We start from the raw sequence: 24,215 nt of genomic DNA on the forward strand, positions 1-24,215 counted from the left end.
GCTCACCTCCATCCCCTCATCATATCATCGATTGAGGCTTATGGATACAAACGATAGAGCATCCGTGGGAACGGAATGGTCTCCCGAACATGATCTAATCCGCAAATCCATGCGACTGTACGCTCAAGCCCAAGACCGAAGCCGGAATGAGGTACCGTACCATATTTGCGAAGATCCAGGTACCATTGATACGCTTCTGTAGAAAGCTCATGCTCAGTGAAGCGCTCTTCGAGTAATGCAGGATCGTCGATACGCTGCGAACCGCCAATAATCTCACCATAACCTTCTGGTGCGATCATATCGGCACATAGTACAACATCCGGATTGCTCGGATCTGGTTTCATATAGAATGCTTTGATCTTCGTTGGGTAATGCGTGATGAATACCGGCGTCTCATATTTCTCCGCAATGGCTGTCTCGTGCGGCGCACCGAAATCTTCACCCCAAGGAATATCATGACCTTGTTCATTCAAGAATTTAATGGCATCATCATACGTGATGCGCGGGAATGGTCCTACGATTTTCTCCAATTTGGAAATATCGCGGCCAATCGTCTCAAGCTCGCTGCGGCAGTTATCCAGTACGGATTTCACCACATAAGCAATGAACGACTCCTGCACACGCAGGTTCTCTTCATGATCTACGAACGCCATCTCTGGCTCGATCATCCAGAACTCGATCAAGTGACGGCGTGTCTTCGATTTCTCCGCACGGAACGTTGGTCCGAAGGAGTAAACTTTACCAAGGGCCATCGCTGCAGCTTCCATATAGAGCTGACCGCTTTGTGTCAGATACGCATCCTCGTCGAAATATTTCGTATGGAACAAGTTCGTAGTACCTTCACAGGAAGAAGGTGTAAGAATCGGCGGATCGACGAGCGTAAATCCGTTATTATCGAAGAAATCTTGGATCGCTTTAATAATTTGCGAACGAATTACCAGAATCGCGCGCTGTTTCGGCGCACGAAGCCATAGGTGGCGATGATCCATCAAGAAATCGATGCCATGCTCTTTTGGCGTAATCGGGTAGTTCTCCGTAATATGAATGACTTCAATCCCCGTTACCGTCATTTCGTAGCCTGATTGACTGCGAGGCTCTTCACGAATCTCACCCGTTACATACAGAGAGCTCTCCTGCGTTAAGCTTTTCGCCGCATCCCATACCTCTTCAGGCACTTCACTACGAACGACAACCCCTTGAATATACCCTGTGCCGTCACGCAATTGCAGGAATTGAATTTTACCGCTTGAACGCTTATTGTGCACCCAACAGCCGATTTTAACAGGCTGTCCGACGTGCTGACTTACTTGACGAATGACAGTTTGTGCAGCCATCCTAATTCTCCCCTTTAACAACAAATGATATTGATTACTTCGATTCTAACACCAAGCGATGTGTATCGCGAGCGATGATTAATTCTTCATTCGTCGGTACGACAAGCACTTGTACTTTCGAATTAGGAGTTGAGATCAATCGAGGCTGCTTTGAACGTACTTTGTTCGCTTCTATATCGAGCTCGATGCCCAAGAATGTTAATTGTTCAAGGACACGTTCACGTAATACAACTGCATTCTCACCCACACCAGCTGTGAAAACAATGGTATCTACACCGTTCATTGCTGCAGCGTATGACCCGATGTATTTACGAATGCGATATTCGTACATGTCAAAAGCCAATGTCGAATTAGGTTCTCCTGCCAGCATGCCGTCGATAATTTCACGCATATCGCTGCTCACGCCAGAGATGGCTTGTAATCCACTATGTTTGTTCAACATCGAGTTTACTTCATTCACGGTTAGATCTTCTTTATTCATGACAAAAGGAACAATCGCAGGATCCAAGTCCCCGCTGCGTGTACCCATCATCAAACCTTCAAGCGGTGTCATCCCCATCGACGTATCGACAGATTGACCGTTCAAAATCGCTGTTACACTACCGCCATTACCAATGTGGCATGTAATAATCTTCATGTCTTTAATATCACGGTTCAAGAATTCAGCAGCCTTCGCACTTACGAAATTGTGAGATGTTCCGTGGAAGCCATAACGGCGAACTTTATGCTTCTTATACAATACGCGCGGAATGGCATACAAATACGCTTTTTCCGGCATGGTCTGATGGAAAGCCGTATCGAACACAACGGTTTGCGGAACGTTCGGCATATTCTTTTCTACCGCTACAATACCGGACATATGTGCTGGATTGTGAAGAGGCGCCAAGTCGAACAGACGGCGGATTTCTGACTTCGCTTCCGGCGTAACAATTGAAGACTTGCTAAATGATTCCCCGCCATGGACGATACGATGCCCTACAGCTTCAATTTCATCGATGGATTTAATCACACCGTGCTGCGGATGTACGAGCATATCCAAGACTTTACGAACCGCTGTTGTATGCTCGAGAATTTCGCTTACTTCGCTCACTTCTTGGCCGTCAGTCGGCTCATGCGTGAGGATTGAAGAATCCATTCCGATACGTTCTACAAGACCTTTCGCAAGAACAGACTCATCTGTCATATCATACAACTGATATTTCACCGAAGAACTACCTGCATTAATAACTAAAACCTTCATACTCGATCCCCATCCTTATTGTACTTGAAAAATCCCTCGCCTGATTTCACGCCTAAATGACCGGCACGAACCATCTTCTTCAGCTGTACCGATGGGCGGTATTTCAGGTCTCCGAACTCACGGAACATACGCTCCATCGCTGCCAATACCGAATCCAATCCGAAGCGATCTGCCATCTCAAGCGGTCCGTGTTGGAAAGCATAGCCGATTCGCATTGCATCATCAATATCTTCTGCTGTTGCAACGCCTTCTTGCAAGACATGCAATGCTTCATTAATCAATGTGAGAATAATACGCGATGTTACGAATCCAGGAGATTCGTAGACCATGATGCCTTTTTTCGACACAACTTCTTCAACAAAGTGCTTCGTCTGGATGAATGTATCATCCGAAGTCTTCAGACCGCGAATAATCTCCACCAAATTCACTTTCGCAACAGGGTAGATGAAGTGCATACCGATTACACGCGATGGATATTTCGTCGAGCTCGCAAGCTCTGTAAGACTGAGTGTAGAGGTGTTGCTCGCCAAAATAATATGACTTGGACATACGGCATCCAGTTCTGCGAATACTTGCTTCTTCAGTTCCAAGTCTTCCGAAATCGTCTCGATGACCATATCGCATGTTCCAAGCTCTGCAAAATGCGATACTTTTTGAATGCGGGAGAGAATCAACTTCTTCTCCGACATCGTAATGCCCCATTTCTCAAGTTGTTTATCCAGACTTAATTCAATCATGCTGTATGCATAGTCTAATTTCTCAGCCGATTGCTCCACTAATAATACATCAAGTCCACGAACCGCCAACATTTCAACGATCCCTTGACCCATGGTTCCCCCGCCAATGACGCCAATTTTCTTAAATTGCATGGTTTAAAACCATCCTTTCTGACAACTCTGTATATATCATCTCTCAGAACTCCGCCATCTATTTTAACATGTCGAAAAAAATTAGACAAAAAACCAGCGCACATTTTACGCTGGTAATTGTATATTGTCACAAAATATTCTTCTAAATTGGTCGCCAGAGACTACTTCTTCCGAAATAAGGAATTCCAAAGCCTTCTCAAATACCATTTTATGGGATTCGAGTTCATTGCGCGTCCGTTCGAAGAGCTCATTCATGATTCGTTCATTTTCTTTCATTCGCTCTTCTTGCGTCACGATCTGAACATTGGTGATCCCTAAATTGGTCAATCCCGCATTCATCATCGTCTCGACAATTTGCAGCGATTGCTCGAAGTCATTCGAAGATCCTGTACTTCGTCCACCGTAGAAAATTTCTTCCGCTGCAGCTCCGCCTAGCGCAATCATAATCTGACTTTCTAGAAACTCTTTGGTGTGCAGATATTGATCCTTTAATGGATTATGTCGAACATATCCAAGCGCCTGTCCACGCGGACTAACGGTCACTTGTGCCACACTGCCAGGTCTAACAATTTCAGCGATAATCGCGTGTCCCAATTCATGAATGGCGACACGTCTGCGTTCTTCATTCGTCGCTTCACGATCCGTCTTCTCACCGAGCATGACTTTATCGATCGCCATGGTCAAATGGCGCTGCTCGATCTGCTCCAGCTTCTCCCGCATCGCATAGATTGCAGCTTCATTCATGACACTTTCGAGCTGTGCGCCGGAGAATCCAAACGACTGAACGGCAATCGTGTCCAGCTGCACCGAATTATCCATTGGTTTATTTTCTGCATGAATGTTCAGGATGTGCAATCGACCTTTTTTATCCGGCAAATCGACACGAATATGCCGGTCAAATCGGCCTGGACGCAGCAATGCGCTGTCGAGCATTTCCTTCCGGTTCGTCGCAGCAATCACGAGCACACGAGGGGTAGAATTCGAATAAATCCCATCCATTTCGGTTAGAAGCTGATTGAGCGTCTGATCATATTCCTTCTGCTGGCCGCCTTCCCGCTTCCCGCCGATGACATCGATCTCGTCGATGAATATGATCGCATTTTCTTTCTTCTCTTTCACGGCTTGATCTCTTGCTTGCTTGAATAAATCACGGATACGGCCTGCACCAACCCCGACATACATCTCAACGAACTCACTACCGGAAGCTGCAGCATACACTGCATTCGAATAATGCGCTGCTGCTTTTGCCATTAACGTCTTCCCGGTTCCCGGAGGACCCGTTAATAGAATACCTTTCAACGGCCTGATCCCGAACTTCTTAATCTCCTCGTGGTTGATGAGGAAATCCAACGCTTCAATCAATTCCTGCTTCGCACGTTCTTGACCGCCAATCTGTTCAAAGGTCAAATAACTAGGCTTAGACGATCCGCCTACTCGGCGTTGTTGTCTTCCAACCGTCAAGCTGCCCCCACGGCTCTTCATGGCTAAATAGATAACTCCGATCACAAGGGCGACACCAACAAAAGGCAGGATGTTCACCCCAATGATGCCGAGAAAAATAAATAACGCGATCACAAATCCAATAACGACTTCTCTCCACCCTTTAAGCATTAGGCCACACCCCCACGGGCTCACCCTTGCGAGGAAGAATAACATACTTGCTTGCCTTTCCATCGGTAATGGTAACATATACATTTCGTTCATCCATCTCAGCAGATGTGTGAACTTGTGTTAGATTTAACGACTTACTCGTCTTTTCTAATACTTGTGGAATCTCTGAGTATTGCTTATTCTCCATCGCTTGTGCGACGCCGAACAGAGCATGAGACCACCAATCATCAAGCAGTGGAGACGACGGATTACTTACGGTAATATTCAATTTCTTATCGCCAATGACTTTATTACCGGACTGATATATATGTTGAACGATTTCTCGCAAATTCGCATCAGGCTGAACTTGAATGACGAGTTGAACATCATTTCGCGTAATGTTTGCTTTCGCATCAGATACTGTCGATACTTCTTTGGCTACCTTCTCTACAGGACTTTGTACAGCTACATTCTGATAGAAGAACCAGCCGCCAAAAAGGACGGCCATCGATCCGACCAGTGTTAGGATAAGTGGTTTAACACGTATTTTCAATGTAACGCCCTCCTTCATTTCGTATATCACACAGTATATCATAGGATATATACGATTGAAGAATGTAATGTGTGGAAGTCCTACCAACCATCGCTCGAACAATTGAAAAAGAGCCTGCCTTAGAAGGCAAGCTCTTCAAATTCCGCTGTCACTTTGAATTTCTCGATGTACGCGTCTCATTGATATTCACATTTTTAAAGAGATTGATCAGGAGACAAATGGCGCTAAGGATAAGTAGAGCACCACCCGCACCAATAATCGGTCCCCACGGCGTCTCTTCTTTCGTAAGCAATAAGGTGATTAGAGAGCCCATCATAACGATGACACCTAAATTCATTAACCAAAAATGCCACTTCGCCAGAGCACTGTTATCCGCCCTAGGGAATAATATATAGATCACGCCAGATACCGCCATAGATAGCCAACCGATTAGATTTACGTGCGCATGAACACCTGCAAGCACATAATCTTTGGCCATTGACATATACATCCCCAAACCCATTGACAAGATAAAGTACAGCACGCCAATCTTCAGAAATCGAACACCCATGGATCGAACCAACCCCTTCCGATCAATATGACCTTACTCGGTCGGGATTAGTATATCGACGAGATCCTTATTTTAGAATACATTTTTTCCAAAGGTTTTCTTACCGATTAGGCAAGGTATACGTTGTCAAATACCCTGCATCCGAGAAACGGTAAAAATCATAGTAGTAGTGTACTTTTTCGTTCGGTTTGGACGCTTTATAGAACACCTGCCATACATACTGCTGTTCCCAAATGCCAGGTACGATTGTAATGATATCTGCGCCAGGCGATCGACTTAATACTTTCTCTTGTATCGCTTCCTTCGTCGAACCTTGCTTCAGTTGCTCCGTATGTACGGAAGTTCCCTCTTGATTGACCCACACCACTAAATTCTGATCCTGCTCATCCAGTCCATTGACGATATAATATACATCTTCCCATACAGACTTCTGTATCCCTGTTACCTTCTTCAAGGATGATTGCTCTAAGGCAGCTTTCGTTGCCCGATCTTCTGCAATCCATTCACCGCTCTGTACATTCCGATAATATAAATGCAGTCCGAGCAAAATCAGTATAATGACAGATATGATAATAACGATCCATCTTCTCTGCATCTGTAACTCCCTTAACGCGCTAACAATCCGTCGAAGCAAGCTTGTGCTTCACGCATAATTTTCTCTTCGTCGAGGGTTAGACATTCACGGTTCTTGACGACCTGCTTGCCATCTACCCATACATGCCATACATCTTGTGCTGCACCCGAGTAAATCACATGGGAGATCAGATCTGTATGCGGCTTATAGTGCGGCTGATCAATGTTAACAGCGATGAAATCGGCTTTCATCCCTGCACGAAGCAATCCCGTCACATTCTCCAGCCCAATCGATTTCGCGCCGTATTCCGTGCCTAAACGCAAGGCTTCCAAGGCAGGCACAGCTGTCGGATCACCCGATACCCCTTTATGAATTAATGCAGCAAGACGCATTTCTTCAAGCATATCGAGGTTGTTGTTGCTCGCTGCGCCATCCGTACCAAGCGATACCGTTACGCCTGCTTTTAACAGATCCGGTACTCTCGCAACACCGCTCGCAAGCTTCAAATTGCTGCCAGGGTTGTGCGATACACTTACGTTGTAACGTGCAAGCGTCTCAATCTCATCATCCGTCAAATGTACCGCGTGCGCAACAAGCGTCGGACGTGTGAATACACCTAACTTCTCGAGATGCGCCACAGGGCGAAGCCCATATTCTTTCACATTCTGCTGTACTTCGGCTGCCGTCTCCGACATGTGCGTATGCATTGGCAGGTCTAGATCATGCGCAGCTTGTACGAACTTCTCAATAAACGCAGGAGGACAGGTATAAGGCGCATGCGGGGACATCATCGTCGTAATTCTTCCATCCGCCTTGCCATGCCAATCCTTCGCAAATTGAACCGCCTCCGCAAGCTTCGCCAGCTGGACATCCTCAGGACATAGACCAATTGCTCCACGCATCAGCACCGCGCGAATACCTGATTCGTCTGTCACTTTTGCCACTTGATCCATGTGATCGTACATATCGAGGAAGGTTGTCGTTCCACCTTTTAACATTTCCAGGACAGATAATGATGTACCCCAATAGACATCCTTCGAGGTGAATTTGCCTTCCATCGGCCACATTTTCTCTTGGAGCCATACTTGCAATGCAAGATCATCACCATGACCGCGCAACAGGGACATTGCTGCGTGACCATGCGTATTCATTAAACCAGGCAAGAACAATAGCCCTTTGCCATCCATAACCTCTACATCTTCAGGAATCACCAAATCCGCTGGAAGCTGCTCGCCTACATACCGAATTTGATCCCCTTCTATCACCATAACCCCGTGAATTACAGGTTTATCTGCGTTCATAACGGCGAAATAGCCGTTCTTAATGATCCATAGATTCTTCTTCATCTTCGTCCATATCCTTCCCATTGTGCAAGTAGTACGCCAAGCTCAATAAATCCGTTGTAAAATCAGCTGTGTGCACACGCACATGCTGAGGCACTTTTAAGATGACCGGTGCAAAATTCAGAATTGCTTCTACACCCGCATTCACAAAAGCATTTGCCACATTTTGTGCTTCCATCGCAGGAACGGTAATAATACCGATACGAACATTATGCTCACGAACAGTCTCTTCTAAATCCTCCATCGGCTGAACAACAATATTATTAATCTTGCTGCCGATCTTCGGCTGATGTGCATCAAAGACAGCTACAATTTTCATATTATCCTTAAGATATGTATTGTAGTTACTTAATGCTTGGCCAAGATTACCTGCCCCGACAAGAGCGACATTAATCTGCTGATTTAGCTTCAAAATTTGGCGGATTTTCTGAATTAAATAAGCAACATCATAGCCAATCCCTTTACGCCCGAACTCGCCAAAATACGCTAAATCTTTACGGATTTGAGCTGGATTTAAATCCAGCTTCAATCCGAGATCCTGCGAGGAGACCGTAAGGACTTCACGCTGCTGCAATTCACTCAAATAGCGCAAATAAATGGGAAGACGGCGTACAACTGCTTCAGATATTTTCATTGTTTTCATGGATGACTCCCCTCTCTTCCTCGTCCGACAGCCATTCTTGCATTCGAGGCACGATTTGATCTAGCCGCATATGCTCCATCTTCGGACCTGGTAAAGAATATAAGAAATACTTGCCATAATAAGATTCAATAACACGTGTGTCATAAATAATGACGATCCCACGGTCTTGCGCGGTACGTACCAATCGTCCAAACCCTTGCTTGAAGCGAATAACCGCCTGTGGAACCGACAATTTCATGAATGGATTCTTCTTCTCCTTCTGCAGCAGCTCCGACTTCGCTTCAATGAGCGGATGATTCGGCGGCTGGAACGGAAGCCTCACAATCGCCAGACAGGTTAGCGCATCACCAGGAATATCGACACCTTCCCAGAAGCTGCTCGTACCAAGGAGAACGGACGCCGATTGGTCCTGGAACCTGCGAGTTAACTTACTCCGATTCCCGCTGTCAATGCCTTGTCCGATAACCTGAATTTGATGCGGGCTTAGTAGCTCCTTGAGTGGATCGTACACCTGCTTCATCATCCGGTACGATGTGAACAGGACGAGCATTCTGCCATGCGTAGCCACGGCTGCGTCAGCCAGAGACTTCACTAAGGTCTGCACGAAATGTGCATCCGGATTCGATCCTTTGAGCATCGGGAAATCGCGTGGGATCACCACTAGCGCCTGTTTACGATACTGGAAGGGCGATGGGAGCACCATGCTCTGAAGCCGTCCCTGATCCTGGGCTTCCTGCAATCCTAACTGCTCAATCATATATTGGAAAGATTTATCAACCGATAAGGTTGCTGATGTGAGCACGATACTTTTCTTCGCATCGAAGAAATATTCCTTCAGCTGAGCGCTGACATCCGCTGGAACAGCGAATAATTGCAAGGATTTACTACGGAAATGACTGCTCGCTTCCATCCAGAATACGACATTCGGCTCCTTCATTTTCATAAAGTATCGGATGTCATCACGCGCACGCGCCAAATCCTTCACTGTTCCGGATAAATCCGTCACGGCCGCTTGAATCCCATATTCCTCCTGTATATCCCGCAGATCTTGCAGCAATCGCTCAGATTTACGAACGATTTCGTTCAAGAGGGCATTCAGCTGATCTTCGAGTACCGAAGCAGCATCCCAATCATTTGGCATTTTTTCTGTCTGCAGTCGATATACATATTGGCCCTGTTCTTGATTCGCATCACTTGTCCGCTGCGGCATCATACTGAACAAAATTTCCGTTAACTTATCCCACATCTCTTTGGCATCAACAAGCTGCGAATAGGAATCTTCAATAATTTCACATGCCATTTGCGCCTTCTCATCAGGAATAACATGGAGACGATTACGCAGCGTCGGCAATTGTCCATTCTTACTATCCTTAAGCAAGCGCAGCAAGGTATGAACAAGACTGAAATATTTCACATGCAGACCGAGATGTTTCCCGGCGACTTCCTCGAGATGATGGGCCTCATCAATGACAAGATGATCATAAGCAGGTAAGAATCGATGATCCACCTTGATATCTGTAAATAATAAGGAATGGTTCGTAATAATCACATCTGCGATATTTGCTTCATGGCGAGCACGATGGTAGAAGCATTTGCGGAACCAAGGACAAGCTCGATTCAGACAAGAATCCGTATCACTAGCAACCGTATCCCAGAAATCGGCTCCTTTATTGCCAAAATGCAGCTCTTCATTATCGCCATGCTCTGTCTCGGCAAGCCAGACCAGCATCTGTGCTGCTGTAATAATATCTTCCTTTGGCGTAATGAAATCTTTTGTATTTATTTTATGTTCAAACTTCCGCAAGCACAAATAATGGCTGCGACCTTTTAATACCGATACTCTGAAATCAACCGGTAATATCGTCTTGAGAAGCGGCACGTCTCGCTGTCGAATCTGTTCTTGCAGATTAATCGTGTGTGTACTGACGACCACTTTATTATCATTCTTGACACTGTAATAAATCGAAGGGATCAAATACCCTAAGGATTTACCCGTTCCTGTACCCGCTTCCAACAGAAGATGATGATCATCCTCTAGCGCTGAATTCACTTCATGGAACATAATATTCTGCGCTTCACGCTGTTCGAATTGAGGAAGGAATTGTCGTAGACGATCAATCGAATCGGTACAGAACTGTTCGAAGGTCTGGCCTTCTAGCGGGTTGGTAAGCAGTTCTTCTCGAGGCGGAGGAATCTCCGTCCAATCCTCAATATGGAGCGAGAACTGACGAAATGAACGACCACTATCATCGGTAATGACCGGACGCATCTCTCGGTCAGTCAGCAGTTCATGCATGAACCAGTTCAGATCGCTGTCATCTTGCGCGAACAAATCAGCTAATCGTTGAATAGCTAAGAGCGGAAGATCATCCAACTTCTCCAGACATTTCAGTAATACATGAGCAGTGGCTAAGGCATCGCTGTCCGCTTGATGAGGACGTTCGTGCGGAATATCGAACCACGATGTTACTGCGCTTAATTGATACGTCGTTAATGCAGGAAAGCAAATCCGCAAGAAATCGATCGTATCCAAGATTCGACCTGTGAATGGTAAATACCCCGTCTGATCCAGTGCCTGCTGCAGAAAGTTAAAGTCGAATGCGACATGGTGTGCGACCAGTACGACATCTCCAAGGAGAGGTACCATCTCCATCATCACATCATCCAGCGTTGGTGCATCAGCTACATCATCATTTGATATCCCGGTTAATTGGGTAATAAAAGGTGGGATATTCGTGCTTGGTTTCACAAGAGAAGTGAAAATTCGATCTATGGATAAATCATGATCTATAATAACAAGCCCAACCTGAATGATTTCATCGGTGGGCTGGTTTCCTGTTGTCTCAAAATCGAGAACTGCGAATTTCATCGTAATAAGGTCCCTTCGTTCCAATGATCTCTTAAGCATAACAGATCACCCGGAATTTTGGAATTAGCTAAAAATTGCAGGTTCAAAAAGTCGGCTTTTCAGCACCTGAAAGTTTTCGAAGAAAACTTACTTCGGAAGCAAATGCTAAGGTTGTGAGAATTCGAGGATGAGCGCAAGATTCGATGTCGAAATTCACTTCAATGAAATACTTCGTGATCAAAAGATGACTTTTTGAATAACCTCTAAAGATTACATAAAGGAAGTTAATTCGCTGCCATACTGATAAGCGCCTTCGTATTCCGTGCTTTCGCATAGCTTCAAATTGGTGAGCGGTTCTTGAAAGGTCGGATCCGCTTGATGGGCATGATGGAAATATTCTTGCGCTTTCTCGATATTCTGATTTTGCGCTTGAATACAGCCTAGAGCATTGTAAGAGATGGCCTTCAGCTTCTTGCTCTCGGTAAGGGGAATAATAAATTGAAAATGTCGATAAGCATCATTGAACTCATTCAGCTGCAGGTAGGCCATGGCCAAATAAATACGTCCAACCAATGAATCGGGAAAATGCCGGATCACTTGCTCGAACGCTTCAGCGGACAAATCATACATACATAATTTGTAATATCCTTGTCCACGTTGAAAAGCTTCACTCTGGCTCTCAGGAAGAACAGTCACCGAAGCATGATCAGGCTGACTTTCACGCAGCACTCCCATCTTCTCTTCGAACCGGAGCCATTCCTCGACAATCCCGTCACTCATGGATTTCAGCAAGGTTAATTTTTGCTGCAAGTCCTGCTTAGCCCCACCTTGAGCCTTTGGATAATGCACAAGAATCTCATCCAACATTTCGTTCATCGTCGCAAATAAATGTTGAAACATAAATGCACCCCACCTCTAGCGAAAGTGAAATAATGATGATGTACAACAGCTAACAGCTACATGTTCATTTTTCGTAAAGGCAGGGCTTTTCATACTGGAAACCAACGATTAAAGAATCGTGGCGTGAATTTCCTGATTGGTCTGGCTTATGATTTGATTATTCGCTCCAAGAATTACAACTTGTGGTTTATAATTCTTGGCTTCTTCATTCGACATCATCGCATAAGAAATAATAATGACCTGATCGCCCGGTTGAACAAGTCTTGCGGCAGCGCCATTCAGACAAATCACGCCTGACCCCCGCTCTCCAGGGATGACATATGTCTCTAGTCGTGCGCCATTGTTATTGTTCACGATCTGTACACGCTCATTCTCCCACAAATCTGCTGCTTCCATTAAATCGCGATCAATCGTAATGCTTCCAACATAGTTCAAGTTCGCTTCGGTTACTGTCGCCCGATGCAGCTTCGATTTCATCATATTTCTCATCATATTCCGTCAACCCCTTATAAAATTCGGTTATCGATTAAGCGTGTTGTGCCAAATCGAACCGCGAGTGCGATGATCGCTTGACCCTTATGCGCTTGAAGCGACGCATTAATTCCCAGCTCCGTTAATTGTGGGAAAGATAAGATCTCAACATAATCGATATCAGCCAAAGGCGATGTCTCAATATGCTGGATAATACGATCCCGTAATTGGGATACGGTTGAGATTTCTTTGGATTGCATCCACGCATCAATTCGGCATAAGGACTGTGATAAGACAAGTGCTTCTTGACGCTGTTGTTCCGTTAAATAGACATTACGTGAGCTAAGTGCAAGGCCATCCTCTTCACGAATGATCGGACATGGCACAATCGTCACTGGGAAATTCAAATCAGAGACCATTTGCTGGATTACAGCCACTTGCTGTGCATCCTTCATGCCGAAGAAAGCATAATCAGGCTGGACGATATTGAACAATTTGGAGACGACCGTCGTAACGCCATCAAAATGTCCTGGGCGTCTAGCTCCGCACAGGAGCGTCGTCACTTCATCGACTTTGACTTTCGTCTTCGTAGGTGTCGGGTACATTGAATCCACCGTTGGCAAGAAGACAAGGTCCACACCTAACCGCTTAGCGAGTGCTAAATCACGCTCCGCATCCCTAGGATACTTATCGAGATCTTCGTTCGGGCCAAATTGAATCGGATTGACGAAAATGCTCAATACGACGATATCGCACTGCTCTTTCGCTGCTTGTATTAGACTTGCATGGCCTTCATGCAAATAGCCCATCGTCGGCACAAAGCCAACTGTTGGGATACGTCCTTCATTTGAACGCTCTTGACGTAAATGAGCTAACTGATGGCGTAGCTCTGTAATTTGCTCGATTGCAATCATTGCACGGTTTCCGCCTTTCGTTCCTGCTTGCGTGCGCCATAGAGGCTCTCTACAACGGTATCTTCTGCTGTAAAGACATGCTCAGGCGCTGGGAAGCTGCCTTCTTTGACCTCTTGCACATATTGTGAAATGCCCTGCCGGATTAACGATCCAACATCGACATAGGTTTTGACGAATTTCTTATTTCGATAAGGTGATGCATAGGTGACCACATCATGGAATACGAGCACTTGCCCATCACATCCGCGCCCTGCCCCAATGCCAATGGTTGGGATGTTTAGCTGCTCCGAGATGTATGTCGCCACTTCTTCCGTTACGAGCTCCAAGACGATGGCAAATGCACCGGCACGTTCTAATGCTTTGGCATCCTCGAGCAATCGCTTCGCATCCTCCGGGACCTTCCCTTGTACACGGAATCCGCCAATTTGATGAACCGACTGTGGTGTTAAGCCAATATGTCCGACGACAGGTACGCCTGCTTTGACGACCGCATCCACAGCAAGTGCAATCTCTGCCCCGCCCTCCATCTTAACCGCATGCGCTCTACCTTCCTGCATCAACCGCGCCACATTGCGAAGCGTCTGATCTACACTGCCGTGATACGTCATGAACGGCATATCGGCGACCACAAAGGTGTCCTGGGCACCACGAACGACGGAACGGGTATGATAGACCATATCATCGATCGTCACCGGAAGTGTTGAGTCATAACCAAGAACCACATTCCCCAAGGAATCTCCTACGAGGATCATGTCTACCCCGGCTTCCTCCGCTAAAATCGCAGATGGATAATCATACGCTGTAATCATGGTGATGGGGTTCTTATCCACCTTCATTTGTTTGAACTTCGGAATTGTCAGTCGTTGTTTACGTTTCATTTCTGTCATGTTCATCATCCCTTCTTTTTTGTATTGTGCGCAAAACAAAAAAACCTTTTAGCATTTCCACTAAAAAGGTCACCGTACAAAAAAGAATCATGGTGCTGATCCTTCTGTCTCGGTCCCTTCGGCTCAGAGCAGAATCCATAGTCCACTAAGATATAGAGTTCAATTGGAATGCTAGTACACATCTGTTAGAGTGCAGTTCAACGTGGGGTTGATACTGCCTCTATACAGACCAGTATAACAAATTCAATGCATATTTTCATCTGTGAAATTCCACATCGCCTGAGAAAATTTTGCGTCGTTCGCCTGTTGCCGATTCGGTAATCCATAGTGCGCCAAGCTCGTCTAGCTGCTCTGCGATTCCTATCACCTTGCCTTGCAGCGTATTGATGGTAATCGGACGGTGCAGTGAGATAGATAATGCCTCCCACAATGTTCGGATGGGCGCGAAGCCTTGTTCGTTATAGAGCGCGTATAACGTCTCGAATTCAGCCAAGAACTCTGTAATAATCGCTGTACGATCTACCTTAGAGCCCGATTCAATCTTAAGCGAAGTGGCAACCTCTCGCAGCGGCTCAGGGTAGTCTTCCGGATCCATATTCACACTAATGCCTATGCCTGCGATACAATAGCGGACCCGCTCATCCTCTGCACTTGACTCGAGCAGAATTCCGCTAATTTTCTTCGTTCCCACGAGGAGATCATTCGGCCATTTGATGCCGATCGATATCGGAACAAGTCTTTGAAGGGCACGGCATAATGCCACGGCAATAAGTAACGTTAACTGTGGTGTGAACTGTAAAGATGTCTGCGGTTTCAGAATCAGACTCATCCAGATTCCTTTACCAGATGGAGAATGGAACGCTCGCCCCATGCGACCTCGCCCAGACGTCTGTTCTTCTGCGATGACTAGAGTTCCTTCTGGCGCTCCTTGCTCAGCCATTTGCTGAGCTATGATCTGAGTTGAGGGTGTTGATTCCAACAATTTGATCTGCTGACCCATCACCGATGATTTCAACTGACTGAGCAGCATAAGGGTATTCAATCGGTCCGGCTTCTGCTTCAGACGATAACCGACACGTGGAATAGCGTCGAATTCATACCCCTGATTCCGCAGTTTGTTAATTTGTTTCCATACCGCCGTACGGCTAATTTGCAGCTGTCGGCTAATTTCCTCACCTGAGATGTACGAGTTCGTATTGGCTAACAACAATTGTAATAAGGGTTCACTCATATTCATGGATCACTCGATTCACTTCGTCTAGGATTGCGCTGCGTGTATTCGGGATCTCTCCGGTTGCAACGCGGTACAACATTTGTTTCAATAGATTCCCAAGCCATGGCCCAGGCGATTTCTTGAGATGCTTGACAATATCTTGTCCTCGCACGGCCAGGTCAGCTAACTGACTGATCTCAAGTGCCGCTAGCCATGCTGCTCCGTGTACATTAAGTTCACGGATTAAGGTTCCTTCTTGTTCACTATCCTTGAACCGGCGCAGTGCAAATAGCTGATCAGCCTTAAGCAGGTCTAACATTCTTTCTGCAGTTACTTTGCCATAGTCCACGATCGCACGTGTCCATATTGGACGTACCAGCGCCTGTACACCTAATTGCTGCGCAGACTCGACCCACTCTACCATCTGCAGTAGATGGACGATATTCGCAGCCATATGGTTAGCAAATTTCAATCGCTGCATCAGACTTCCTGCCGTCCCGGGTGAGACCTCACAGCGTGTGAAGAGTAGAGCCCATCGGGTAATAGCATCTGCTGAACCATCCCATGATTCTCTAGATAACGTATCGCTGGCCAGTTCAATCCGGGATTGGAAGAGATCATCGTCTATAACAATCTCGGATAGAGATGACTTGGTACAAGATAATAATTCACTTCGAACGAGAAGCTTCATCCCTTGTACAAGGCTCAATAGCGACTTCTCTACGATCTTCTCCATTTCCGTACGCACGCGCTCCATCGCAATAAATTGCAGCTTATTTCGGTGCTTCTGCAACGCATGCCATGTCGGATCGTCGATTTTGCAATCATAACAGGCTGCAAAGCGGATCGCGCGAAGCATCCGAAGCGCATCCTCCTGAAATCTCGCATCTGCCTCACCGACGCATCTGACAATACGATGCATCAAATCACTCTGCCCCTGAAACGGATCGTGAAGCTTGCCTTTGACATCTAATGCCATGGCATTAAACGTAAAGTCTCTGCGCTGCAAATCACCATCAAGATTCTGAATAAAAGCAACTTCCGTTGGTCGTCGATATTGCTCGTATTCAGATTCTTCGCGGAATGTGGTTACCTCGAACAAGTTATCGCCGATTACCACCGTAATCGTTCCATGCTGAAGCCCTGTTGGGATGGTATGGTCGAAAATAGACATAACCTCTGCTGGTAACGCAGAGGTTGTAATGTCTACATCATGAATGGGTTTATGGAGAATGGTATCTCGAACACAGCCCCCAACAAGATAGGCTTCAAATCCAGCCTCATTTAACTGCACAAGCACGGATTTCGCTCCCGCAATCAAAGATGCATCCGCTTGAATTTGATCCCACATTTACGAGCAGACCACCTTTATCAAGGACTCCGGGATGGGACGCCCCAGTACACGATAATAGATTTTCTCATATTCAGCTGTAATAAGATCATTACAGAAGACATTGCGAGCCCGGTTGAGACAATTTAACCTGAATCGTTCCATTAATTGCGGATCGGTTAAGAGACGCAGCGCATAATCTGCCATATCATCTACATGGCCAATCTCTGCCAAATATCCTGTCTCGCCATGCGTGACGAGTTCAGGAATTCCTCCAGCGATCGAACCAATCGTTGGAACACCGCACGCCATTGCTTCTAATGCAACGAGACCGAAGCTTTCCTTCTCCGAAGGAAGCAACAACAGGTCTGCAAGAGAGATCACCTGTGCGACATCGTCCTGTTTACCTAGGAATGTCACGCGATCTTCTAAGCCGAGCTCACGAATTTTAGACTGAACTTTCGGTAAATCCGGACCTTCGCCAACGAGCAACAATCGTGTCGGAGTCTTGCTTTGAACTTTCGCGAACACATCAATTACATCGCTAACGCGTTTGACGGGACGGAAGTTCGAGATATGCATCATGATTTTCTCGTTAGGCAAGGCGAACTCTTTACGCAATCCGTTACAGTTGCGCGGATAATATACACGTTTGTCCACGAAGTTGTACGTGAGATCAATGTCCTTCGTGATATCAAGCAAGTCATGCGTCTCACGAATCAGATCCTTGGAGACCGCTGTGACGGCATCACTCTGATTAATCGCAAGTCGAATCAGGTCTTTCAAGGACTCATCTTGAGCAAGTACCGTGATATCAGTGCCATGTAGTGTCGTGACCACTTTCAAAGGATGATCACCAACCATTTGCTTCGCGAGATAAGCACATACCGCATGAGGCACAGCATAATGAACATGGAGAATATCCAGCTGCTGCATCTTAGCAACCTGAGCCATCTTCGAAGCTAACGAAAGATCATAAGGTGGATATTTGAATACATAATAATCGTTCACTTCGACTTCATGATAGAAAATATTTTTCTGAAATGCTCCCAAGCGAAACGGAATGCTGTGCGTAATAAAATGAACTTGATGTCCTTTTTCTGCTAATAGTTTTCCTAATTCTGTCGCCACAACACCCGAACCGCCTAGAGAAGGGTAACAGGTTATTCCAATTTTCAACGATTCTCCCATACTCTCGGTCCTCCTAATAACTAAAGGGTCTTAGCTACAAAATTATATTCCGTCATTCTCTAAAAAAGATTAACCAAATAAGGTGGCTTGCTCACAAAGCCCTCTGCATAGCCGACAAGACGCTTCTGTCCAAGCATCCGGTCACGAGCCTCTACCCGCTCCAAATACCCTTGATTTAATGGTGTAGCAACGATATCATTCCCTGCCTTTGGTGCTTCGAATTGAGAACCGTATGCACGAAGAGAGTCCATCTTCTGATCGTACACTTCTGTGACATCCACCATCATCGTCGCAGGTCCTAGATCGTTAATAAAATAAAAATAAAACTGCTCTACCGTCCATGGAGCTACCTCAGGCATATAGCGGCGAAGCTTGGCATTAAATACAGCCTCTTCGACCAACCGTCCGCATTGAACATGATCGGGGTGACGATCTTCCCAGTAGGGTGCGAACACGATTCGCGGACGCAATCGACGAATTTCTGCTACGATCTGATCGATCTGCTCCGGAACCGAACGAAGTCCTCGGTCCGGTAGTCCTAGAATGCTTCGTTCTGCCAATTGCAATACTTGGCCCGCAGTCTGTGCTTCTTGTTGTCTTAATTCTACATTCCCATTCGAGGACATTTCGGCAAAGGTTAGATCACAAATTCCAACACGCTGCCCTGCCTTCGTATGCTTCGCAATTGTCCCCCCCATGCCGATCTCCGCATCATCTGGATGCGCGCCGAACACGAGGATATCTAAATCTATACTCATTCTTCTACACCTGGTTTATATTTATGGACAAGCTCTCTCCATGCAAAATCCCCACGGCCTAGCGCCTTCACAAGAATCTCCGCTGTTGCAATATTGGTCGCAACAGGAATGCCTTGTACATCACATAGACGCAGCAATGCAATAATATCCGGTTCATGGGGCTGCGCCATCAATGGATCACGCAAGAAGATAATCAGATCCATCTCATTCTGAGCAACAAGCGCACCAATTTGCTGGTCTCCGCCAAGCGGACCCGACATGAAACGATGGATATCGAGTTCAGTCTGTTCCATAATACGAAGTCCTGTCGTCCCAGTCGAATATAAATGATGTCCTTTAAAAACCTGCTCGTAGGCAATAACGAAATTCACGATTTCATCTTTCTTGCGGTCATGTGCGATAAATGCAATCTTCAACATGTCTCATCTCTCCACTCTCTTATCTATTTCCAGCCTCATGCTGGATCAATCAATAAAATGTTCAAAACCGTATATGAGTCCTGTATATTCCATTACTTTATGCACGGCTAAATTGACACCCGGCATATAACCCGCACGCTCATAAGAATCGTGACGAATTTTGAGCGTCTGGCCAAATCCGCCAAAAATGACTTCTTGCTGAGCAAATACCCCCGGCAGGCGTACGCTATGTATGCGGAATCCATTGTAATATCCGCCACGTGCCCCTTCGATCGTCTCATGCTCATTCGGGTTACCCTGACGCAGCTCCTCGCGAACCTCCGCAATTAATTCCGCCGTCTTCACCGCTGTACCTGATGGTGCATCGAGCTTCTGATCGCCATGATACTCAATGATCTCAAGATGTGGGAAATATTTTGCTGCTTGTGCAGCAAACTTCATCATGAGAATCGCTCCAATTGAGAAATTCGGGGCGATGAGTCCTCCAATGCCCTGCTGCTTACAGTGCTCGTCCAACTCTGCAATTTGTTCTGGGGTGAACCCGGTCGTACCGATGATCGGACGAACCTTATGCTGAATGGCTAAGCGAGTATTGGCAAGGACCGTATGCGGGGTTGTGAAGTCTACCATCACATCAGGTTTCGATTCCACCAGTGCAAGCTCAAGATCCCCTGTGACCTCCACCCCACAAGCCGGCATGCCAACCATCGTTCCTGCGTCTTGCCCGACCTTGCTCGGGGAAATGGCTGCAACAAGCTGCAGTTTCTCATCTTCTAATACCATTTTAACGACTTCTCTACCCATACGGCCGCCTGCTCCAACAACCGCCACGCTAATCGTCTGTGACATAGTAACTCTCCTTCGATATATTGTTCAGATCCAAATGCAAATGATCTTTATACTGTACCAATAAATTTTCAACCGCCCTATTATAAGGATCTAATTGCTGGGCTTCTTTGATCACTTGAATGGCTTGGTGATAATCCTTCAACTCCGCATAAGCCATCGCGAGCATGATATACGACTCAATTGCGAGCGGATCCAGTTGAACGGCTTCTCGCAGCAGCAGAATGGCATAATGGGTTTCACGAACTGTCTGTGTGAGCACCTTCTCTGCCTCCTGTGTATGCTGCTTGGCTATAAGGAAATTCAAATGCGTGCGAAATCCTTCATTGCTCGGGTCATATTGCAAAGCTAATCGGGCCTGTTCGAGCGCATTCGACAGCCGGTTGCTGCGCATATACGTCATCGAGAGTTTATAATGATGATTGGGATTATTCGGCTCAAGCTTGATCGCCATCTCGAACCAATCGATCGCCTGTTCGAAGTCGTTCTGTAATATGGATTGAAATGCTTTATGAATACACTCCTCCGCAGTCATACGCTCACCTCTCTAACGGTACACTTGGTTAAGCATATGATGCGAGGATGGTTTCGGTGTATCCTCCACCTTATTCTTTTGCTGCGTTCTCAATCTTGGTCCAACGGTTTGCATCTCGTGTATTAAATTTATGCATGACCTTTTTATGCGCCTCGGTCAGATCAATACCTAATGAATTTGCAAAACAAACCGTAATGAATAATATATCTCCGAGCTCCAGCTCAATGGAGTTATCGGCTTCGGATGCTTTTTTCTTCTTCTCGCCAAATTCATGGTTCACTTCACGCGCCAATTCCCCGACTTCTTCGGACATCCGTGCGAGTAGTGCGAGCGGGCTGAAATACCCTTCCTTAAACTGCGAGATATACTGATCGACTTCACGCTGAATGCCAGCTAATGATTTCTCTTCCATCCAGTTCTTTACTCCTATCGATTTGTTGTCAATTCATAAAACTCATTTTGACCACTTTATGAACATGTACTATTATCCATATGTTACTTCAAAGCACCTTTGAAAACAAATCATTTTTTAAACAACCTAAAGAAGGTATACTAAAGATATTATGAACAATATAGAGAGGGATCCCATGAAATTACATAACTTAGGCAGCACAATCAAGACCGTCATTCCCATCCTATGCGGTACGGCAATCTATGCTTTCGGACTCCTGTATTTCATTATTCCGAATCAGTTGATGGAAGGCGGTCTGACAGGGATTGCGCTTATCCTGAACTATGCCTTTAACGTCAAGCCATCATTATCAACATTACTGCTTAATATCCCTCTGTTCTTCGTGGGGCTAAAAATATTAGGCAAACGTTCTATGGCCTACACGATTCTTGGCGTGTTATCGTTATCTTTCTTCCTCTGGTTAATTGAACTGCTCATTGCAAACGGTGTCATCGATCCATTCAACGCAGAGCATGATATCATTCTAGCTGCCTTGTATGCGGGTGTAACGCTTGGGGCAGGCCTTGGAATCGTATTCCGATTCGGAGGAACGACAGGCGGCGTAGATATCATCGCGCGAATTCTGAATCGTAATTTTGGTTGGAGCATGGGTCAAATCATCCTCATGTTCGATGTTATCATCATTGGATCCGCCTTATTCTTAGTTCCGAAAGAAAAAATTCTGTACACCTTCGTGACGGTATTCATTGCTTCTAAGCTGATTGACTTCATTCAAGAAGGTGCTTATGCAGCCAAAGCCTTTACCATAATAAGCGATGAGGCTCCTGCGATTGCCGATATTATTACGAAGGAAATGGAGCGTGGGGTGACGTTAATTCCCGCGATTGGCGCCTATTCAAAGCAGGCGAAGCATATGGCTTATTGCGTTATAGCCAGATCCGAAATGCGAACCTTGCAAGGCATCATCCGGTCCGTAGATCCACGCGCCTTCATTATTATTAATGATGTGCATGACGTCCATGGTGAAGGATTTAAAGAAGAATAACGACTCCGTCCTGCAATCCAAAAAAAGAAGCCTCAGGAGCCACGATTTATAGTGGCATTCCAGAGGCTTTTTTCTATATCATAAAATTCATTTATTACGATCCGTGCGCTTACGTAACTTCTTCTGTCGTGCAAGTTCCTGCTCATACCGATATTTGCGATAGCCCACGTAGGTTAGAACAGTGACAACAACCGCTCCAATGCCTACGATCCAGATCCAAGGGTCTTGACCTGTACCAACTGGCGGAACAAATGTCGGCTTATCCGTTCGTTTCATAAATAACTCTTGGATTAACGGTTTGCCAATGGATATGGCCTCTGCTGCATGTTGCCCCTGGAATGGCTCCGTTTGGGTTGCCGTCTGCAAGAAGGACACATAGGAATCGAACTTCTCGACGAAATCCGCTGGATGTACAATAATGACAGCTGGACGAATGAGTTCGTAATGCTGCTGTAATCCTCTAAAGGTTGAAGCGAACTTCTCCTTACTCGGTGCTTTGGCAGCAGCCTCTAACTGATCCATATCCTCGATAAAAGCCTTATAATATTGTGTCCACAACCCATGTTTAGTGTTCACCAGTGCATCTACAGCAAGCCTCATCTTGGCCGTCGTGAGCAACCAACGATCTGGATTTAGGCTCACCGCATTTACGGTTCGCTTCGTCTCAATAATGGTGTTCGTCAATGCTCTGATTCCTTCGACGGAAGTCAACTGACCTAGCGGGATCTGCTTCAGCATGAGTTCAATCTGCGCGATATCCTCACGAACCTGTATCGCTTCACCTGATATAGCTCCCCTATAAACCTTCTCCGCCTTTGCTGCGAACTGTTCCAAAACCACCTGCTGATCTTGCTTGGTTGGCACGACTTGTTCGACAATAGGTCGGAGTTCTGTATTCGAATCCGATTTGGAAGCAGCGCTTGGCTGACAGCCCACTAACAAACCGCATAATATAATGACCATAAAAAATCTTGAGAACATGGACATCCCCTCCCATACTTACCCTATGTGAGGTTGTCCGCGCTTAGAACACTTACCGTGAGAAAGGTTGCTAGCGTTTGGAACGGTGATCGCTCCGTTGTGGACGAGCAGCAAAATATGTCATCCATCCCATCAGAAAGCTAACAATCGTGAGGGTAAATGTAAAGTTACGTACGACTGTGATATACGACTCTAAACGATTTGAAAGATATGGATATATGCCATAGGTATAATCCATGGTGTCATTCAGCAGCGTCCACAAACAAGCGATAACCAGTGTAGCTAGACCAAAAGTAAAAAATGGGATATAAATCAGAGCTTCCACAGCCATTGTTAAATGTGAAGCCATAAGCATCCAGTGTTGCCATACAAGTGGGTCGCCAAGTGCCGCTCCAGCAAGAATCATCGTAATGGCCCAGATGCCGTATTTGACCGAAGTCACTACGGCTAACGCTTCAACCAGCTTGCGTATCCCTCGCCATAGCTTAGACGTTGGCGGGAAGAGCAGGAACCCTACAGCTATGGTAAAAAACAGTGATGCCGTTGGACTATCTGGAACGAATACTATTTGCCATAACGGCTTATTATTCAGCGTTTCAATCAATTGATTCTTATACCAGTAGTAGCCATAGATCGTCCCAACCCCATTCGAAATAAACAAGGCCCATAAGATCAATCGATTCAATAAGATCTGCTTGCAGTACCACAAGAAAGATTTCACGTATGCGTCTCCTTCCATACAAAGAGAACCTGACCGCCTATACGATCA

Annotated in this window: 25 protein-coding genes; 1 reads left to right on the top strand and 24 read right to left on the bottom strand. The window is 45.9% G+C overall.

The genetic code is table 11. The annotated features are described in order from the left end of the window. Positions 1-38: 38 nt before the first annotated feature. The 22 genes from asnS to ACFQZR_RS17710 all read right to left on the bottom strand — a co-directional run bounded on the left by asnS (position 39) and on the right by ACFQZR_RS17710 (position 21,420). Complete coding sequence (asnS, locus tag ACFQZR_RS17605; protein WP_018755365.1) at positions 39-1,334, bottom strand: asparagine--tRNA ligase; 1,296 nt, start codon at positions 1,332-1,334, stop codon at positions 39-41. Positions 1,335-1,368: 34 nt separating this feature from the next. After that, positions 1,369-2,574, bottom strand: a complete 1,206-nt coding sequence (locus tag ACFQZR_RS17610; RefSeq protein WP_379348122.1) for an acetate/propionate family kinase — start codon at positions 2,572-2,574, stop codon at positions 1,369-1,371. Then, positions 2,571-3,443: a 3-hydroxyacyl-CoA dehydrogenase family protein gene (locus ACFQZR_RS17615; protein ID WP_379348124.1), complete on the bottom strand. Its 873-nt coding sequence runs from the start codon at positions 3,441-3,443 to the stop codon at positions 2,571-2,573. The genes ACFQZR_RS17610 and ACFQZR_RS17615 overlap by 4 nt, the downstream gene beginning before the upstream one ends. 105 nt (positions 3,444-3,548) lie before the next feature. Next, on the bottom strand, positions 3,549-5,054 hold the full coding sequence (locus ACFQZR_RS17620) for an AAA family ATPase (RefSeq protein WP_018755362.1): 1,506 nt from the start codon (positions 5,052-5,054) through the stop codon (positions 3,549-3,551). Next, positions 5,047-5,586, bottom strand: a complete 540-nt coding sequence (locus ACFQZR_RS17625; RefSeq protein ID WP_379348126.1) for a hypothetical protein — start codon at positions 5,584-5,586, stop codon at positions 5,047-5,049. The genes ACFQZR_RS17620 and ACFQZR_RS17625 overlap by 8 nt, the downstream gene beginning before the upstream one ends. Before the next feature lie 148 nt (positions 5,587-5,734). After that, positions 5,735-6,136 carry a cytochrome-c oxidase gene (locus ACFQZR_RS17630; RefSeq protein WP_379348128.1) on the bottom strand — a complete coding sequence of 134 codons (402 nt, stop codon included), beginning with the start codon at positions 6,134-6,136 and terminating at the stop codon, positions 5,735-5,737. Positions 6,137-6,236: 100 nt separating this feature from the next. Beyond that, positions 6,237-6,731 carry a cell wall elongation regulator TseB-like domain-containing protein gene (locus tag ACFQZR_RS17635; protein ID WP_379348130.1) on the bottom strand — a complete coding sequence of 165 codons (495 nt, stop codon included), beginning with the start codon at positions 6,729-6,731 and terminating at the stop codon, positions 6,237-6,239. Positions 6,732-6,742: 11 nt separating this feature from the next. Next, entirely contained in the window at positions 6,743-8,056 is a 1,314-nt protein-coding gene (locus tag ACFQZR_RS17640) for an amidohydrolase (RefSeq protein WP_379348132.1), read from the bottom strand. Further along, on the bottom strand, positions 8,031-8,696 hold the full coding sequence (locus tag ACFQZR_RS17645) for a redox-sensing transcriptional repressor Rex (RefSeq protein ID WP_379348134.1): 666 nt from the start codon (positions 8,694-8,696) through the stop codon (positions 8,031-8,033). Before ACFQZR_RS17645 ends, ACFQZR_RS17640 begins: the two co-directional genes overlap by 26 nt. Next, on the bottom strand, positions 8,674-11,565 hold the full coding sequence (dinG, locus tag ACFQZR_RS17650; RefSeq protein WP_379348137.1) for an ATP-dependent DNA helicase DinG: 2,892 nt from the start codon (positions 11,563-11,565) through the stop codon (positions 8,674-8,676). Before dinG ends, ACFQZR_RS17645 begins: the two co-directional genes overlap by 23 nt. Before the next feature lie 249 nt (positions 11,566-11,814). Further along, positions 11,815-12,444: a tetratricopeptide repeat protein gene (locus ACFQZR_RS17655; RefSeq protein ID WP_379348139.1), complete on the bottom strand. Its 630-nt coding sequence runs from the start codon at positions 12,442-12,444 to the stop codon at positions 11,815-11,817. 108 nt (positions 12,445-12,552) lie between these two features. Continuing rightward, positions 12,553-12,936, bottom strand: coding sequence for an aspartate 1-decarboxylase (panD, locus tag ACFQZR_RS17660; protein ID WP_379348141.1), 384 nt, complete (start codon positions 12,934-12,936; stop codon positions 12,553-12,555). Positions 12,937-12,950: 14 nt separating this feature from the next. Continuing rightward, positions 12,951-13,829: a pantoate--beta-alanine ligase gene (panC, locus tag ACFQZR_RS17665; RefSeq protein ID WP_379348143.1), complete on the bottom strand. Its 879-nt coding sequence runs from the start codon at positions 13,827-13,829 to the stop codon at positions 12,951-12,953. Then, the gene (gene panB / locus ACFQZR_RS17670; protein WP_379348145.1) at positions 13,826-14,707 is read right to left on the bottom strand and encodes a 3-methyl-2-oxobutanoate hydroxymethyltransferase; all 882 of its coding nucleotides are present in this window, start codon (positions 14,705-14,707) and stop codon (positions 13,826-13,828) included. The genes panC and panB overlap by 4 nt, the downstream gene beginning before the upstream one ends. Positions 14,708-14,972: 265 nt before the next feature. Further along, positions 14,973-15,953 carry a biotin--[acetyl-CoA-carboxylase] ligase gene (locus ACFQZR_RS17675; RefSeq protein WP_379348147.1) on the bottom strand — a complete coding sequence of 327 codons (981 nt, stop codon included), beginning with the start codon at positions 15,951-15,953 and terminating at the stop codon, positions 14,973-14,975. Next, positions 15,940-17,280 (bottom strand): CCA tRNA nucleotidyltransferase, encoded by a 1,341-nt coding sequence (locus ACFQZR_RS17680; protein WP_379348149.1) that lies wholly within the window; start codon positions 17,278-17,280, stop codon positions 15,940-15,942. Before ACFQZR_RS17680 ends, ACFQZR_RS17675 begins: the two co-directional genes overlap by 14 nt. Then, positions 17,281-18,450, bottom strand: a complete 1,170-nt coding sequence (gene bshA / locus ACFQZR_RS17685; protein ID WP_379348151.1) for an N-acetyl-alpha-D-glucosaminyl L-malate synthase BshA — start codon at positions 18,448-18,450, stop codon at positions 17,281-17,283. Positions 18,451-18,509: 59 nt separating this feature from the next. Continuing rightward, positions 18,510-19,208: a bacillithiol biosynthesis deacetylase BshB1 gene (gene bshB1 / locus ACFQZR_RS17690; protein ID WP_379348153.1), complete on the bottom strand. Its 699-nt coding sequence runs from the start codon at positions 19,206-19,208 to the stop codon at positions 18,510-18,512. Then, the gene (gene mgsA, locus ACFQZR_RS17695; protein WP_379348155.1) at positions 19,205-19,627 is read right to left on the bottom strand and encodes a methylglyoxal synthase; all 423 of its coding nucleotides are present in this window, start codon (positions 19,625-19,627) and stop codon (positions 19,205-19,207) included. Before mgsA ends, bshB1 begins: the two co-directional genes overlap by 4 nt. Positions 19,628-19,672: 45 nt before the next feature. Beyond that, a complete protein-coding gene (gene dapB / locus ACFQZR_RS17700; RefSeq protein WP_379348157.1) occupies positions 19,673-20,476 on the bottom strand; it encodes a 4-hydroxy-tetrahydrodipicolinate reductase in 804 nt (267 codons plus the stop codon). Next, complete coding sequence (locus tag ACFQZR_RS17705) at positions 20,460-21,008, bottom strand: tetratricopeptide repeat protein (protein ID WP_379348160.1); 549 nt, start codon at positions 21,006-21,008, stop codon at positions 20,460-20,462. Before ACFQZR_RS17705 ends, dapB begins: the two co-directional genes overlap by 17 nt. 70 nt (positions 21,009-21,078) lie before the next feature. Further along, complete coding sequence (locus ACFQZR_RS17710; protein WP_379348162.1) at positions 21,079-21,420, bottom strand: nucleotide pyrophosphohydrolase; 342 nt, start codon at positions 21,418-21,420, stop codon at positions 21,079-21,081. A 175-nt stretch (positions 21,421-21,595) separates the two neighbouring features. Between ACFQZR_RS17710 and ACFQZR_RS17715 the strand changes: the two genes are divergently transcribed. Next, a complete protein-coding gene (locus ACFQZR_RS17715) occupies positions 21,596-22,465 on the top strand; it encodes a YitT family protein (protein ID WP_018755343.1) in 870 nt (289 codons plus the stop codon). 87 nt (positions 22,466-22,552) lie between these two features. Here the strand turns inward: ACFQZR_RS17715 and ACFQZR_RS17720 are convergent, their stop codons facing one another. Beyond that, the gene (locus ACFQZR_RS17720) at positions 22,553-23,446 is read right to left on the bottom strand and encodes a sporulation protein YpjB (RefSeq protein ID WP_379348164.1); all 894 of its coding nucleotides are present in this window, start codon (positions 23,444-23,446) and stop codon (positions 22,553-22,555) included. 70 nt (positions 23,447-23,516) lie between these two features. Then, positions 23,517-24,167: a DUF1405 domain-containing protein gene (locus ACFQZR_RS17725; RefSeq protein WP_379348166.1), complete on the bottom strand. Its 651-nt coding sequence runs from the start codon at positions 24,165-24,167 to the stop codon at positions 23,517-23,519. Positions 24,168-24,215 lie beyond the last annotated feature (48 nt).

Source organism: Paenibacillus sp. GCM10027629 (assembly GCF_042676425.1).
In the GTDB taxonomy this organism is placed as follows: domain Bacteria; phylum Bacillota; class Bacilli; order Paenibacillales; family Paenibacillaceae; genus Paenibacillus_K; species Paenibacillus_K terrigena.

Bases quoted from the DNA above. Each gene is read 5' to 3' on its own strand.
- ACFQZR_RS17640 (WP_379348132.1), bottom strand. From the start codon at position 8,056: ATGAAGAAGAATCTATGGATCATTAAGAACGGCTATTTCGCCGTTATG.
- ACFQZR_RS17620 (WP_018755362.1), bottom strand. From the start codon at position 5,054: ATGCTTAAAGGGTGGAGAGAAGTCGTTATTGGATTTGTGATCGCGTTA.
- ACFQZR_RS17635 (WP_379348130.1), bottom strand. From the start codon at position 6,731: ATGCAGAGAAGATGGATCGTTATTATCATATCTGTCATTATACTGATT.
- panC (WP_379348143.1), bottom strand. From the start codon at position 13,829: ATGATTGCAATCGAGCAAATTACAGAGCTACGCCATCAGTTAGCTCAT.
- ACFQZR_RS17630 (WP_379348128.1), bottom strand. From the start codon at position 6,136: ATGGGTGTTCGATTTCTGAAGATTGGCGTGCTGTACTTTATCTTGTCA.
- ACFQZR_RS17655 (WP_379348139.1), bottom strand. From the start codon at position 12,444: ATGTTTCAACATTTATTTGCGACGATGAACGAAATGTTGGATGAGATT.
- ACFQZR_RS17675 (WP_379348147.1), bottom strand. From the start codon at position 15,953: ATGAATATGAGTGAACCCTTATTACAATTGTTGTTAGCCAATACGAAC.
- dinG (WP_379348137.1), bottom strand. From the start codon at position 11,565: ATGAAATTCGCAGTTCTCGATTTTGAGACAACAGGAAACCAGCCCACC.
- asnS (WP_018755365.1), bottom strand. From the start codon at position 1,334: ATGGCTGCACAAACTGTCATTCGTCAAGTAAGTCAGCACGTCGGACAG.
- panB (WP_379348145.1), bottom strand. From the start codon at position 14,707: ATGAAACGTAAACAACGACTGACAATTCCGAAGTTCAAACAAATGAAG.
- ACFQZR_RS17705 (WP_379348160.1), bottom strand. From the start codon at position 21,008: ATGACTGCGGAGGAGTGTATTCATAAAGCATTTCAATCCATATTACAG.
- ACFQZR_RS17720 (WP_379348164.1), bottom strand. From the start codon at position 23,446: ATGTTCTCAAGATTTTTTATGGTCATTATATTATGCGGTTTGTTAGTG.
- ACFQZR_RS17715 (WP_018755343.1), top strand. From the start codon at position 21,596: ATGAAATTACATAACTTAGGCAGCACAATCAAGACCGTCATTCCCATC.
- bshB1 (WP_379348153.1), bottom strand. From the start codon at position 19,208: ATGAGTATAGATTTAGATATCCTCGTGTTCGGCGCGCATCCAGATGAT.
- ACFQZR_RS17645 (WP_379348134.1), bottom strand. From the start codon at position 8,696: ATGAAAACAATGAAAATATCTGAAGCAGTTGTACGCCGTCTTCCCATT.
- ACFQZR_RS17610 (WP_379348122.1), bottom strand. From the start codon at position 2,574: ATGAAGGTTTTAGTTATTAATGCAGGTAGTTCTTCGGTGAAATATCAG.
- ACFQZR_RS17710 (WP_379348162.1), bottom strand. From the start codon at position 21,420: ATGGAAGAGAAATCATTAGCTGGCATTCAGCGTGAAGTCGATCAGTAT.
- mgsA (WP_379348155.1), bottom strand. From the start codon at position 19,627: ATGTTGAAGATTGCATTTATCGCACATGACCGCAAGAAAGATGAAATC.
- bshA (WP_379348151.1), bottom strand. From the start codon at position 18,450: ATGGGAGAATCGTTGAAAATTGGAATAACCTGTTACCCTTCTCTAGGC.
- ACFQZR_RS17680 (WP_379348149.1), bottom strand. From the start codon at position 17,280: ATGTGGGATCAAATTCAAGCGGATGCATCTTTGATTGCGGGAGCGAAA.
- dapB (WP_379348157.1), bottom strand. From the start codon at position 20,476: ATGTCACAGACGATTAGCGTGGCGGTTGTTGGAGCAGGCGGCCGTATG.
- ACFQZR_RS17615 (WP_379348124.1), bottom strand. From the start codon at position 3,443: ATGCAATTTAAGAAAATTGGCGTCATTGGCGGGGGAACCATGGGTCAA.
- panD (WP_379348141.1), bottom strand. From the start codon at position 12,936: ATGATGAGAAATATGATGAAATCGAAGCTGCATCGGGCGACAGTAACC.